The following is a 15021-nucleotide window of genomic DNA, read 5'->3' as shown; positions in this document are numbered from 1 at the left end:
TGGATTCTATTCGAAGTAGCCTTCATCTCTGGACAGACATAGAAACACCTTGGTTCCCTGGTCAACCTCTGATTCGATCCATATGCTGTGCCGAAGCCTGTCCATAACCACTTTACACAGGTACAGACCAATCCCAGTAGACTTTTTATCTGCCCTGCCATTATATCCTGTAAATCCCTTTTCAAACACTCGCGGCAAATCTTCTGGCTGAATACCAATTCCAGTATCTTCTATCACAAGGCACTTTCCTTGCTTTGTCTCTTCCATATAAATGGCAATACTCCCCATACTTTTGGTATATTTCAATGCATTTGACAGAATCTGTTCAATAACAAAGAGAAGCCATTTTTCATCTGTAAGAACTTGAATATCTATTGTAGTATAATTTAACTTAATCTTTTTCAAAATAAATGGCTGTGAATATTTACGGACTGCATGTTTCACGATATCATCCAGATCATATGTTTTCAGAGACAAGTCCGACGACATATCCTCTACTCTAAGATAAGTAAGGACCATCTCGACATACTGTTCAATCTTGAAAAGTTCCATTTTTATATTTTTAGTCAGAATCTGATCAACTACATCTCCGTTTTCATAGGATTGCAGTAAGACATGCATTGCCGCAATCGGTGTCTTGATCTGATGTATCCACATTCCATAATAATCTTCCATCTCCCGCTTGGAAATACGAGCTGTCGATTCCATATCTCTGATCAGATTATCAGAAAGTCGTACAATTCTCTGATAATCATCTTCCAGCATACCTTCCGGCTGTGGCAGATCATCCAGACATTTTCCGTGACTCCTTTCCACCTTTAAAAGTGCCTCATGACGTTTCCGATATCGGAAAAAGCCGATTGCTCCACAGAAAACTCCCCACAAAATCATCAATAACACAATATATTGAACCGCATCCAACGGAACATTATATAAGAATAACATTACAATAAATATTCCGACCAGCCCCATATACAAGCATATCTCTCTGGTCTGCTCTCGCAAAAATGACATCACTATCCTCATTGCTCCACCATATATCCTATCCCTTTTTTTGTGCGGATCATATCATCCAGTCCAAGTTGCTCTAATTTCTTCCGAAGCCTGGCAATATTGACCGTCAAAGTATTGTCATCGATAAACTCATCGCTCTCCCAGAGTCTCGTAATCAGATCATCTCGCGAGACAATCTTTCCCCGATTCTCCAGCAGCATCTGCAAAATGCGAAATTCATTTTTTGTCAATTCTAATTCCCGATCCCGATAACCGATCACCGCATCGTTCAAATGCAATACCGCCCCATGATATTCCATCACATTGACCGAACCCTGGAAAGAATACGCCCTTCGCAAGATAGCCTGAACCTTCGCCGTCACTACATTCAGATCAAACGGCTTCTCAATATACTCATCTCCACCCATATTCATAGCCATCACAATGTTCATATTGTCATTGGCTGAAGACAGAAAAATAATCGGCACCTTCGATATCTTTCGAATCTCCTGGCACCAGTGAAATCCATTAAAAAACGGAAGCATAACATCCAAAAGCACCAACTGCGGATCATACTCCAGAAAAACCTCTGTCACATACTTAAAATCCTCCGCACACCGCGTTTCATAATCCCATCTTTCCAAATGATTTGCAAGCGCATGCGCAATCGTCATATCATCCTCAATAATTAAAATCCTGTACATCGTTGTCTTCACTCCTTATCAAACAACAGTGTACAGGATTTTAATATTCTTGTGTATATTTCACATAAAAATTCATAAAATCTTAATTTGGGTACAGGGCATTTTTAAAATGGGGACGTAGTAAAATTGCATTTTACTACGTCCCCATTTTAACATTTTACTAATGAAAGTAATGATCTCCTATTTTGGTACCGCATCCGCCTTTGTCGAAGTACAGGCACCCGCCAACTGGGTTGGCTCCTGCCAGTGCATCTGCTGCAGCCTGTAGGGCTGTTGCGGTGTAACCGCCGGAATTTCTGACTTGGTTGAGCCATCCTGTGGATGCCGGACCGAACTGGCCTGGCTGATAGATGACTTCTTCTATGCTATTGGGATAGCTTCCGCTGTTCACGCGGTTTAGAACAACAGCTCCTACCGCCACTTGTCCTTCGTATGGCTGATTTCCTGCCTCGCAAAATATGATAGATGCCAGAAGTTCTTGCTTCTGCTGCAATTCTTTCGCAGCCTGTGCCTCTCTTTCTGCCTGTTCTTTTGCTTCTTGTTCTCTTCTGGCTGTTTCTTCAGCTGCCATTTGCTGACCCTCTGCTGTAACTTCACTGGCGGAAGCCACGAATTCTTCAGATATTGTCTGCATCGCTGTAGTCTGTATGTCAGCTGTCTCTATCCCTGTTGTATGGTTTGTCTCAGACTGTAAAGAGGCTGCCTGGCTGGTAAACCCCGTTGCCATCAGTGAACATGCTGCCAAAAACACGAACATCGAACTCAGTCTCTTATTTTTTATCATAAATTTATACCCTCCTATTTTGCAATGTATGAACATTGTTTTAATAAAGTATATTCATTTCTTTAAACTTTATTACAATTATTACAAATTTGTTACATAACACAACGTGAGATATATTATCATATTCAAAATAATCTGTCAACAAAAAAGTTGCTTTTACTAAAAAAAGGAACATGCATATCTGCACATTCCTTTTCTTCAAAGCAACCATATTATATTGTCGCAATATCAATTAATGTCAATTTTTTGATATCTGTATTCTCTAGACTAGTAATCAACGCCTCCGCTGTGTCAATAGCCGTCAGGACGTTGACACCTGTCTCAATCGCATTTCTTCGAATGATAAATCCATCTCTGGAGCGATCAGCACCCTGTGGCGGCGTATCAATGACAAGGTCTATCTTGTGTCCAAGGATAAGGTCCATAAGATTTGGTGATTCCTGTTCAATCTTATTAACTGCATTGGCTCTTACACCAGCTTCTTTCAATGCATCCGCCGTTCCCTTTGTTGCAAAAATCTTATATCCGATCTTTTCAAATCTGCGTCCGATTTCCACAGCTTCTTCTTTGTCGTCATCACGCACTGTAATGATCATATTCTTATGCTTCGGCAATTTAATACCAGCTCCAAGAAATGCCTTATACAATGCCTCGTCAAATGTCTTGGCAATGCCAAGACACTCACCGGTGGATTTCATCTCTGGTCCAAGGCTGATATCTGCACCGCGGATCTTCTCAAAGGAGAATACCGGCATCTTTACTGCAAAATAATCCGCCTCCGGCTGAAGCCCCGGCGTATATCCCAGATCTCTGATCTTATTTCCAATAATCACCTTTGTAGCCAACGGTACGATTGGAATTCCAGTCACCTTACTAATGTAAGGAACGGTACGGCTGGAACGGGGATTCACTTCAATGACATAGACATCCTCTCCCACCACAATGAACTGAATATTAATCAATCCAATTACATGAAGTGATTGCGCAAGCTTCTTCGTATAATCCTCAATCGTACGCTTTGTCTTATCGGAAATGCTCTGTGCCGGATATACGGAGATACTATCGCCAGAATGGATTCCGGCACGCTCGATATGCTCCATAATACCAGGAATCAAGATATCTTCACCGTCACATACTGCATCAACCTCAATCTCTTTGCCCTGTAGATACTTATCTACCAGAATTGGATGATCTTGGGCGATTCGGTTGATAATACCAATAAATTCATCAATATCGTGGTCATTAATTGCAATTTGCATTCCTTGTCCACCAAGTACATAAGAAGGTCTTACCAATACCGGATAGCCCAGTCTGTTTGCAACCTCTTTGGCTTCCTCCGCAGTAAATACAGTTCCACCTGTCGGTCTTGGAATTCCACATTTTTCAAGAATCTCATCAAACAACTCACGGTCTTCTGCAGCGTCTACATTTTCAGCAGATGTTCCTAAAATCGGAACGCCCATCTTCATCAAAGATTCCGTCAGTTTAATAGCTGTCTGTCCGCCAAACTGTACCACTGCTCCATCTGGTTTCTCCAGATCAACGATACTTTCCACATCTTCCGGTGTCAATGGTTCAAAATACAATTTATCCGCAATATCAAAGTCGGTACTAACCGTCTCTGGGTTGTTATTTACAATAATCGTCTCATAACCTTCTTTTGCAAATGCCCACGTACAGTGTACAGAGCAGAAGTCAAACTCAATACCCTGACCGATACGGATCGGACCAGAACCAAGCACCAGAACCTTCTTCTTGCCGGTTGTCTCTTCTACTTCATTCTCACTTCCGTATACGGAATAATAATATGGTGTCTCAGCCGCAAATTCTGCCGCACAGGTATCAACCATCTTATAAGAAGCCGTAATTCCATATTCATGACGCATATCGTGAATCTGACGCTCTGTATTACCGGTCAGTCTTGCAATCACATTATCTGGGAACTCCATACGCTTTGCTTCTCTTAAGGTCTCAGCATCAAGTGTACTGTTCTGCAGTTTCTGTTCCATTTCAACCAGAATCGCAATCTTGTCAATGAACCACTTATCAATCTTGGTAATCGCATGAATCTCATCATAGGTGATTCCCTGACGAATCGCCTCTGCAATCTTCCAGATGCGGCGATCATCCACCACCTCCAGCTCTTCCAGCAATTCCTCTCTGGATAAATGAGAGAAGTCATAAGACATCAGACTGTCAACATGCTGCTCCAGAGAACGGATGGCCTTCATAAGGGCACCTTCAAAATTATCACAGATACTCATGACCTCTCCGGTTGCCTTCATCTGAGTCGTCAGTGTACGTTTTGCACTGATAAATTTATCAAATGGAAGTCTTGGAATCTTTACTACACAGTAGTCAAGCATAGGCTCAAAGCTTGCGTAAGTCTTCTTCGTAACCGCATTCTTAATCTCATCCAAAGTATAACCAAGTGCAATCTTAGCCGCAACCTTGGCAATCGGATATCCTGTTGCCTTAGATGCAAGTGCCGAAGAACGGCTGACACGAGGATTCACCTCGATAACACAGTACTCAAATGTCTCTGGATGCAATGCATACTGTACGTTACATCCTCCTGTAATATTCAGCTCACTGATAATATTCAATGCCGAAGTACGAAGCATCTGATACTCTTTATCTCCCAACGTCTGAGAAGGTGCTACAACGATACTGTCACCGGTATGAACGCCGACCGGATCAATATTTTCCATATTACATACAGTAATACAGTTACCATTGCTGTCACGCATCACCTCATACTCGATCTCTTTCCATCCGGCGATACAACGCTCAACCAGAACCTGACCAACACGAGAAAGACGAAGTCCATTTTCCAGAATCTCTACCAGCTGCGTTCTGTCGTGTGCGATACCGCCGCCGCTTCCTCCCAATGTATAGGCCGGACGCAGAACGACCGGATAACCAATTTCTTCTGCAAATTTAATACCAGACTCCACATCTTCTACGACCAGAGATGCTGCACAAGGCTCCCCAATCTTTTCCATGGTAGCCTTAAATTCCAGACGGTCTTCCGCCTTTTTTATAGTCTCCGATGTTGTTCCAATCAGACGAACCCCATGCTCCTTTAAAAAGCCTGATTCTTCCAGCTCCATTGCAAGATTCAATCCTGCCTGTCCTCCCAGAGTCGGAAGCACACTATCTGGCTTTTCCTTCAAGATCAATTGTTCCACTACCTCTGGAGTCAACGGCTCAATGTATACACGATCTGCAATATCTTTATCTGTCATAATCGTTGCCGGATTAGAGTTCAAAAGAACAACTTCCAGGCCTTCCTCTTTTAATGAACGGCAGGCCTGTGTACCTGCATAGTCAAACTCTGCTGCCTGTCCAATAATAATAGGACCGGAGCCAATCACCAATACTTTTTTTATATCTTTATTTTTAGGCATTATTTTGCTCCTTTCATCATATCCATAAACCGGTCAAACAAATAACCCGAATCCTGAGGACCAGGGCATGCTTCCGGATGGAACTGTACGGTAAAGATATTCTTCCCAACATATGAAAGTCCTTCGTTGGTTCCATCATTGACATTGATAAATGCTTCTTCTGCAACCGACGGATCCAGGCTTGAGCCATCTACTGCATATCCATGGTTCTGTGAAGAAATATACACACGATTATTACTTAGATCCTTCACCGGATGATTGCCACCACGATGTCCATATTTCAACTTATAGGTTTTCCCACCATTTGCCAGAGCCATTAACTGATGTCCCAGACAAATTGCAAAAATTGGAATCTCTGAATCATATAATTTTTTGATTTCTTTGATAATAGATACGCAGGTAGCCGGGTCTCCAGGCCCATTCGATAACATGATTCCATCCGGTTGCGATTCTATGATCTCTTCTGCAGAAGTGTCTGCCGGATATACTGTCACCTCACATCCCCGCTTATTTAAAGACTTGGCAATGTTATTCTTCGCGCCAAAATCCATCAGCGCAACTTTCGGTCCATCACCTTCTAAGACATATTTTTCCTTACATGTGACTTTTGATACTACGTCCCCTACCACATAAGCTTTTAACTTCGGGATGATTTCTTCCAGATCATAATTCTCATTCGTAGTGATCATTCCATTCATGGTACCTTTTTCACGCAATATCTTCGTCAGTGCCCGGGTATCAACTCCCGCGATTCCCGGTATATCCTGTTCTTTCAGGAAATCTTGAATGCTGCCTTCACATCGGAAGTTACTTGGCATTCTGGATAATTCTCTTACGATATACCCGTCCGGCCATGCCTTTTTCGATTCCATATCCGGCGTAATTCCATAATTGCCAATTAATGGATAGGTCATTACAACGGCCTGTCCGGCGTAAGAAGGGTCAGTTAACACCTCAAGATAACCTGTCATTGAAGTATTAAATACTATCTCGCTAATCATGTCTCTTGTTGAACCTATGCTGGTTCCGGTAAAGACGGTCCCGTCTTCCAATATAAGAAATGCTTTCATATATTCACCTTTTCCCTTCCTTAATTTATGCAGGACGAACATCCCTCCGAAACAGCTATAATTCCAAAAAATAAGGCAGTTTGTGCAAGCACAAAACCGCCTTGTTTTATTCTATCACTCTTCGACAATCCTCGTCTCCACAAATTGTAAAAATTATACTACAAATAGATTCATTTTTCAACCACTAATTCTTCTTAAATCTTACTCATACTGCCAATAAATCGTAATCTTATTCAGCTCCGGTTCATCCATATATTGATACTTCACTTCTGTCAGCCCATACCAGGATGCCAGATTCTGCGCTGCCTTGTGAATAATATTTTGAAAAATGTCATCATGTGCCTGACCATATACTCCACTGTCTTTAAATTTCAACACCACTGGATTTCCTTTGGACGAGATGATATCATTCATCTTTTGAAGTATGATTTCCCCATCATAAGAATCATAATACATTCCATTCATCACATAGTAATTACAGTCCATTCTTGTACAAGATGGAAGTTCCACGTCATTATCCGGCGTATGATTTTTCAAAAGTTCCGTATCATCACAACACATATAGTCATAACTAATATTCTGCAGCTGGTTCACTTCTTCACCCTCCGCTGCCTGAAACACTGGATCTCCCCATGTCGTATCCACATAATAATACTCTCCGTTACAACGCACCAGGTTCCATGCATGACTCTGCCCCCCTGTCGTCGTTCCAGTCACATAAGTACAGAATACCCCCAATTTTTCCAACAGATATTGTGTCGCCTTGGAATACCCGGCACACACAGAACGATGGTGCGCAAAAACACTGTAAATATTCTGATTATCAGAAGCTTCTTGATCATAATCCACTGTATTAACAATATATTCATAGACATACAGTATCTTCTGATATTCTGATTCCTCTGCAGATATTCCCGAGAGACAGTCCAACACTGTATCTTCAATCTCCTCTTTCATAACAGTCTTTTCTTCATTATTATATATATAATCCGGCCGCAATATAGTATAGGACTCTTCCTCCTCATACGCAGTTGCTGTTGCCGTCCCATCACACCAGAATATATCAGGATAATCTTTTAAAACATATTGAAATAACTGAATCGTTCTGTCCGCATCTGACCCATGCGTATAAATTTCATCTACATTCTCCTTGATTCCCTGTAGAATTTCCTGATAGATTGCTTGTTCCTCAGCTCCAATTTGCTGATAATAATACTTTTCTCCCAAGCTTTCTTCCAATTCTGCGTCTATCTCCTGATATGGTATAGATACGGTTTTTTTTGCTTCTTTTTGAATATTTAATTTTTCACCTGTTACATATATAATGAACAGCAACATACAAAATACACCGACCACCGTCGTCAATGCATATAGGCATCCTCGCTTCTTTCTTCTTCTCATTCATCCTCCTCAGTCTTACCAATATTCTATTCACATTATATTCATTCTCACAAAAATGTACAATACAAGTAACGCTTTCTTCTCTGATTTCATATGCTAATTGTAATAGATTCTCTATGAGGTACTTTTATGAATGCAATGAATCCCAATCAGTTGGATACACCTGATAAAGGAAAACTACAGATTAATATTACATCTGAAATTAATGCATATCCGATTGCAGATGCCACCATATCCATTTCATATACTGGTGTTCCAGAAAGTCAATTAGAACAATTAAAAACAGATTCCTCCGGTCAGACAGAAGTCATCGAACTAAATACTCCTCCTTTAGAGTATAGTACAAATCCTGCGATTGAAGAACAACCTTATGCAGAATATACATTCCAAGTAGAGGCTCCCGGATACGAACCTGTCAGCATTGCCGGCGCCGAACTGCTTCCAGACGTTACCGCAATTCAAAACATCTCTCTTCGCCCAACTGATACCCCAGAACCATCAGAAGAAGTTTTTGTCATCCCTGCACACACATTATATGGAACATATCCCGCTAAAATACCGGAAGATGAGATCAAACCTATGAATGAAACCGGCGAAATCGTTCTAAGCCGCGTCGTTGTCCCCGAATACATTGTCGTTCATGATGGAAGTCCAAGAGATTCTACTGCACAAAATTATTATGTGAAATACAAGGATTATATCAAAAATGTTGCCTCCAGTGAAATCTATGCCACATGGCCGGCAAATACTATCCGGGCAAATGTTCTGGCAATTATGTCCTTCACTCTGAATCGAGTATATACTGAATGGTACCGAAATCAAGGCTATGACTTCACCATAACTTCATCTACAGCATTTGACCACAAATGGATCCCAGAGAGGAATGTATTTGACACCATCTCCGTAATCGTAGATGAACTTTTTGCTGATTATCTGTCACGTCCAAATGTACGCCAGCCGATTCTGACCCAGTATTGTGACGGAAGGCGTGTTCAATGTCCAAACTGGATGACACAATGGGGTTCGATGTCTCTGGGAGAACAGGGATATACCCCTATTGAAATCCTGCGCTACTATTACGGTGACGACATGTACATTAATACCGCCGAAGCCATCTCAGGCATCCCTTCTTCCTGGCCAGGATATAATCTGGAGCAAGGTTCTTCTGGCCCCAAAGTCCGCCAGATGCAAGAACAACTCAATACCATTGCCAGTGCATACCCTGCAATTCCCAAGGTCACCGCTGATGGCATCTACGGTCCAGCTACCGCTGCTGCCGTACAAAAATTCCAATCCGTCTTCGGATTGCCGGCCACCGGTGTTGTTGATTACAGCACCTGGTATAAAATCTCCGAGGTATATGTAGGCGTATCCAGAATTGCTGAACTTGTATAAAATTGTAATTTATCTATGGAAAACCATCCAATTTTTATTCTATTTTCAGATGCCATATAGTTGACTTTTCACAAAATACAGCATATATTTAAGTTAGATATTCTATATCATGTGTTTCATTACGCATAAGGACACAAGAAGAGGTCGAAAGGAGTTATATCTATGGAAGAGAGAGAGCAAAAAAATACCGAAACGATCAAAATGGTGGAACGTGCCCTGCAAGTATTGGATTTATTAAGAACTTCTAAGTCACCACTTGGTGTTAATGAAATTGCAAAAACATGTAAGCTAAACCCCTCCACTACGTTTCGTATTTTAAAAACATTAGAATTATCGGGGTGGGTATTTCAATTGAATGACAGTCGTTACATAACTGGTCAAAAGATTAGTTTTGTAACAGAGCGCAATAATCTATATATCGCACTGCAAGACGTTGCATCTCTGATCATGCAGCATTATACCAATGAATATAATATGGCAATGAACTTATTGATCCGCAAAGGGACTTCCTGTATTATTCTTCAGCAATCCAGGACGAATAAAATTGTTGATTACGTTCCTCCCATCTATTCTGAACTTCCAATTTATGCCTGTGCAGGAGGAAAGGTTTTCCTTTCAGAACTTCCTATTTCCCATGCCGAAGCAATTATTGAGGCAAGCAATCTAGTTCCTTTGACCAGCCATACAATCACAGACCCGAATCTATTCTGGCAAGAACTTCGCATTACGGCAAAGCGCGGTTATGCTTTTGATAATCATGAGTCTACAGAAGGAGGAAGCTGTGTTGCTGTTCCAGTAAGGGATATTGAAGGAACCGTAATTGCCGCTCTTTCGTTCAGCGGATTTATCGGTGTAGAAGATGTGAGTGAATTAGAAAAATATGTCCCTGCACTTAAAGAAGCATCAAGTTGGATCACTCGTTCCTTATTCTCGTTCGGACCACAGGGAAAATTCATGGAAATACAGTAATAACCAAAGGAAGCCATTCGTATCTATGGCTTCCTTTGGCTATTATTGTTATAGAATCTCAGGTTTTCGCCCTGTCACAGAAGATGACATAATGTATTCTCCTATTGACAGGCTCCGCCCCCAGCGTTGTTCATATTCTTTTGAGACAGGCTTCGTCGTAATCTCCACCTGCTCAAATCCGGCAAACTTTACAATCTTTTCCAATTCTTCAACTGAAGAAGCGCCAGACACTCAGCATGAGTGCATGGCTTCATCTTCCTGCATTTCTTTTGTTAGCTCCTTCATGATCACAATATCACAGATTGATATTCTTCCACCGGGCTTCAATGCACGGAATATCTCCTTATAAACTCGCAGTTTATTATCAGACATATTAATCACGCAATTCGAGATACAGACATCTGCCGTATTATCTGCAACCGGCAGATTTTCAATCTCTCCAAGACGAAATTCCACATTACGAATCTTATTTTCTTTTGCAATAGTTCTGGCACGTGATAACATCTCTGGAGTCATATCCACTCCAATCGCACGTCCTCTTCTTCCCACGATCTTTCCGGCAATAAAGCAATCCAATCCTGCTCCGCTTCCCAGATCCAGTACGATCTCCCCAGGCTGAATCTGCGCTTTTCGATGAGGATTTCCACAACCAAGTCCCATATTCGCTCCCTCGGGAGCCATCGCTAATTCCTCGAATGTATATCCTACATTTTCAGACATATTCTCTGGCGAAATTGTCTCAGTCAGAACAGATTCCCCATACAACTCCAAAGCTATTTTCCCATACTCTTTTCGCACATTATCATGAACAGACACTTTGTATTCCCCTCTCCGCCAGGATCTGTTCCATCCCAACTTAATTACTCTTATCGAATGTATGGTAACACAATATAAAAACGGATGCAAATATCTTTCACTTCGCATCCGCCTTTATATTGACTCATTATCCAATGGTCTGTACCTCTTACTTTCTTTAATTTTTAAAATTCAGTTTACGTTTTTGGTGGCTTGTACCTTCCTTTCATAAACTTCTCTTCCCGATACTTAGCGCCTTATTTTCTCGGAAATCTTTTTTCAACATTGATGTTGATTTTAATAACAAATGATTGTTTACAGCTCGCGTCTGTCTTACAATTCCGATTTGTTATTTTATGATTATATATTATCATCCAAATCAATATTTGTCAATATATTTTTAGTGTTTTCATGTGTTTTTTTATTATTTTTCTTTATATGTCGAATTCACTGACAATTAACCCGTTTTACTTTTATATTTCCTCACAAAATAAGAACGGATGCAAAAAACAATTACTTCGCATCCGTTCTTATTTTGACTCACTATCCAATGGTCTATACCTCTTACTTTCTTTAAATTATAAGATTTAGTTTACGTTTTTGGTGGCTTGTACCTTCCTTTCATAAACTTTTTCCGATACTTAGCGCCTTATTTCTCGGAACTTTTTCAACATTGCTGTTGATTCTGATAACAAATGATTTTTATCTGTTTTATAAATCAATTTTGTTATTTTGTAATTAGATATTAACACTAATCGGTATATTTGTCAATATATATTTCAAATTTATTATTAATATTTCTATCCTCATCTAATATTAATATATTTTCTGATATTTCATTGTTAATTATTCTTTTGTATAGAACAGAAAAGTGCGACACCTAGAATCATCATTCCTCCTATTACTTCTCGTATGGTTGGAATTTCTCCCAAAAAGATTAAGGCATATAATATTCCATACACCGTTTCCATTCCTGATATAAGTCCCGCCGTCTGCGCTTTTACTTTCTTTTGTGCATCTACATATAATGTATATGCAAATGCCGTGCACACAAATCCAATAAATGCTACACCTACTATATCTTGCCTCCTCCAGTGTACATTTAACAAAAATAAGGCCGGAATTAACACAATTGCAGCTGTTCCTTGCTCATAAAAACATATTAGTTTACCATCATATTTATCTGAAAAATAACGATTTGCCAAGGTCAAGAATGCATATGTCAAACTACAGATCATTCCCCAGATGATTCCAACTGTCGTCTGATTTCCTATGGAAAATTCAGGAATTGTTATAAATACACCTATCATCAACAGCATTGCTCCAATAACACTCTGTTTATAAAGCTTCTCATGAAAGACTAACGGTTCAAGAAAAGTCAAAAACAGTGGAAATGTCGAGAAAGTAATCGTTCCAATCGCTACAGAAGATACTTGTATTGACTGAAAAAACGTAGTCCAGTGTACTGCCAATATCATACCCGTTACAATTATCAATACATAATCTTTCTTCTCCTTCAACCTCAACGGCTCTCTTTTCATTCGCATCATTAACAATAACAAAACCGAAGAACATGCCACCCTCCCAAAAGCAACCATAACCGGAGGTATCTCTACAAACTGACCAATTACACCTGATAGTCCAAACATCATTACTGCTATATGTAGATTCAAAATTGCTCTCTTATTCGTTTTCATCTTGTCATCCTCCAGAGTCGAATTGTTATGCTCAAAACATCGCAATATTTATATATTATAATGAATAAATATGCATTTTTCAATCTTTATGGGAATTTAGATTAGTTAGTTGGTAATTGGGAGGTGTACGGCGAGAGGATAGATGGGATGGTTGCCATTGCGGAGTCCTTCGCTAAGAATCCATAACAGGAAAAGAAGCAGATATTTTGTGACCAGGCTGATTCACCCCGAAATCTTGATGATTTCGAGGCCATCTTCTCGCCTGACATCCCCCAAATCCGCAACTTCCTCATCCGGGAGAATTCCTGCGCGTCATGCAGAGCGAACGATCATAGTAAAGATATTGTCAAAAAACTGGCAGAATAACTAACTGAATCTTCCATTGAAATAATGATGAATAGTATAAAAACATCGCTCCCCATTGCGCTTCACGCTAGGAATTCCCCCAGATGAGTTCATTCCGTGATTGAGAATGTCAGGCGCAAGGGAGCTGGATAGGCTGGTCTGTTTCCGTCCAGCCAAGCGATAGAATCCGTTACAGAAAAAAGAGTTGCAATTCCGTGTGAGAATTTGGCATCCAGCCAAATTCGAAAGGACTGTTGAATCGAGAAATTATTCAAATTTCTCGGTGAATCAGTCCGGTCACGAAATTGCAACTCTTTTTTCTGTTATGGATTCTTGGCGAAGGATACCGGAAACAGACCAGCTTATCCAACTCCCTTGCGCCGTACACACCCAATTACTAACTAATCTAAATTCCCACTTAAAAGAACACTCTCCTGATATCATTGAACATTACAAATACCATTAGCACCATCAATAATGCAATCCCGACCAGATGTACATATCCTTCTTTTTCTGGTGGTATTCTTTTTCTTCTGATTGCTTCAACAAACAGGAATACAAGACGTCCGCCATCCAGTGCCGGTAATGGGAGCAGATTCATAACTCCCAGATTCGCAGATAGGAGAATCGCAATATTCAACATCTGAGCAATTACAATAAAGAGGCCATAAGATTTACTCTGCTGATATGTGTTATCCACTACGCTGACTATTCCAACAGGACCGGACAATTGATCAGCTCCAATCTGTCCTGTAATCAGCATCTTTAAGCTTTCAAGAGTCGTACATATCCAGAATTTCACTTCATACACACCATATTGAATCGAAGTAAATATATTTGCCTTTGTATTTCCAGATCCTGTAATTCCTATACGTGTATAACCAGATTCCTCATCCATTTTTGGTATCAATGTAACGGTCTGCTTCTTTCCATCATGAATATAAGTAATCTCTACATCCTCTCCTTGATGAAACTGATTATAGATACTGATTTCTCGGTAGATATTGATTTTTTTGTTGCCCATCTTTACAATGGTATCGCCTTTTTGAATTCCTGCTTCTGCCGCGGGATATCCTTGCTCCACTTCTCTGACAACTGGTGGATCATACCCTACCATAGCTGTTAATATTACAGCAAATACAAAAGCAAGAATAAAATTAAAGATCGGCCCTGCTGCAATAACGAAAATTCGTGCCCATACGGATTTATTATTAAAATTATTCGGTGAATCTGTTGCTGCCTCATCTTCTCCCATAGCACAATAACCGCCAATTGGGAAAAGTCTGATTGCATACTTTGTTCCTTTATATTCTTTAGAACACAAAGCAGGTCCCATTCCAATGGCAAACTCTTCTACATCAATTCCATTCTTTTTCGCCAATATAAAATGACCAAATTCATGAAAGAACACAATGAAACTAAAGATTATAATCGCTAATATAATACCCAAGTTATGAA

At 40.2% G+C, this 15021-nt stretch carries 12 protein-coding genes; 2 read left to right on the top strand and 10 right to left on the bottom strand.

Annotation, left to right across the window (positions count from 1 at the left end; genetic code table 11):
• Positions 1-6 precede the first annotated feature (6 nt).
• The 6 genes from ACQRD1_RS07175 to ACQRD1_RS07150 all read right to left on the bottom strand — a co-directional run bounded on the left by ACQRD1_RS07175 (position 7) and on the right by ACQRD1_RS07150 (position 8362).
• Positions 7-1014 (bottom strand): sensor histidine kinase, encoded by a 1008-nt coding sequence (locus ACQRD1_RS07175; protein WP_235231824.1) that lies wholly within the window; start codon positions 1012-1014, stop codon positions 7-9.
• An 8-nt stretch (positions 1015-1022) separates the two neighbouring features.
• On the bottom strand, positions 1023-1697 hold the full coding sequence (locus ACQRD1_RS07170) for a response regulator transcription factor (protein WP_235231823.1): 675 nt from the start codon (positions 1695-1697) through the stop codon (positions 1023-1025).
• A gap of 160 nt (positions 1698-1857) precedes the next feature.
• Positions 1858-2481 carry a cell wall hydrolase gene (locus ACQRD1_RS07165; RefSeq protein ID WP_235231822.1) on the bottom strand — a complete coding sequence of 208 codons (624 nt, stop codon included), beginning with the start codon at positions 2479-2481 and terminating at the stop codon, positions 1858-1860.
• Between the two features lie 212 nt (positions 2482-2693).
• Positions 2694-5891 (bottom strand): carbamoyl-phosphate synthase large subunit, encoded by a 3198-nt coding sequence (gene carB, locus ACQRD1_RS07160; protein WP_235231821.1) that lies wholly within the window; start codon positions 5889-5891, stop codon positions 2694-2696.
• Positions 5891-6961, bottom strand: a complete 1071-nt coding sequence (locus tag ACQRD1_RS07155) for a carbamoyl phosphate synthase small subunit (protein WP_235231820.1) — start codon at positions 6959-6961, stop codon at positions 5891-5893. The genes carB and ACQRD1_RS07155 overlap by 1 nt, the downstream gene beginning before the upstream one ends.
• Positions 6962-7162: 201 nt before the next feature.
• Positions 7163-8362 carry a transglutaminase domain-containing protein gene (locus ACQRD1_RS07150; protein ID WP_235231819.1) on the bottom strand — a complete coding sequence of 400 codons (1200 nt, stop codon included), beginning with the start codon at positions 8360-8362 and terminating at the stop codon, positions 7163-7165.
• Positions 8363-8491: 129 nt separating this feature from the next.
• On the opposite strand from ACQRD1_RS07150, the gene ACQRD1_RS07145 reads away from it, so the two are divergent.
• Positions 8492-9757, top strand: a complete 1266-nt coding sequence (locus ACQRD1_RS07145) for a peptidoglycan-binding protein (RefSeq protein WP_235231818.1) — start codon at positions 8492-8494, stop codon at positions 9755-9757.
• Between the two features lie 162 nt (positions 9758-9919).
• On the top strand, positions 9920-10726 hold the full coding sequence (locus ACQRD1_RS07140; protein ID WP_235231817.1) for an IclR family transcriptional regulator: 807 nt from the start codon (positions 9920-9922) through the stop codon (positions 10724-10726).
• 48 nt (positions 10727-10774) lie between these two features.
• Here the strand turns inward: ACQRD1_RS07140 and ACQRD1_RS07135 are convergent, their stop codons facing one another.
• The 4 genes from ACQRD1_RS07135 to rseP all read right to left on the bottom strand — a co-directional run bounded on the left by ACQRD1_RS07135 (position 10775) and on the right by rseP (position 15013).
• On the bottom strand, positions 10775-10930 hold the full coding sequence (locus ACQRD1_RS07135; RefSeq protein WP_235231816.1) for a hypothetical protein: 156 nt from the start codon (positions 10928-10930) through the stop codon (positions 10775-10777).
• Between the two features lie 27 nt (positions 10931-10957).
• Positions 10958-11542: a methyltransferase domain-containing protein gene (locus ACQRD1_RS07130; protein ID WP_235231815.1), complete on the bottom strand. Its 585-nt coding sequence runs from the start codon at positions 11540-11542 to the stop codon at positions 10958-10960.
• Between the two features lie 821 nt (positions 11543-12363).
• A complete protein-coding gene (locus ACQRD1_RS07125) occupies positions 12364-13218 on the bottom strand; it encodes a DMT family transporter (RefSeq protein ID WP_427787215.1) in 855 nt (284 codons plus the stop codon).
• Between the two features lie 763 nt (positions 13219-13981).
• A complete protein-coding gene (gene rseP / locus ACQRD1_RS07120; protein WP_427787214.1) occupies positions 13982-15013 on the bottom strand; it encodes an RIP metalloprotease RseP in 1032 nt (343 codons plus the stop codon).
• Positions 15014-15021: the final 8 nt, after the last annotated feature.

The organism is Bariatricus sp. SGI.019, assembly GCF_050315235.1.
Taxonomy (GTDB): domain Bacteria; phylum Bacillota; class Clostridia; order Lachnospirales; family Lachnospiraceae; genus JAFBIX01.
The sequence above is the reverse complement of the archived record's forward strand: the minus strand, read 5'-3'. Positions and strand labels throughout refer to the sequence as shown.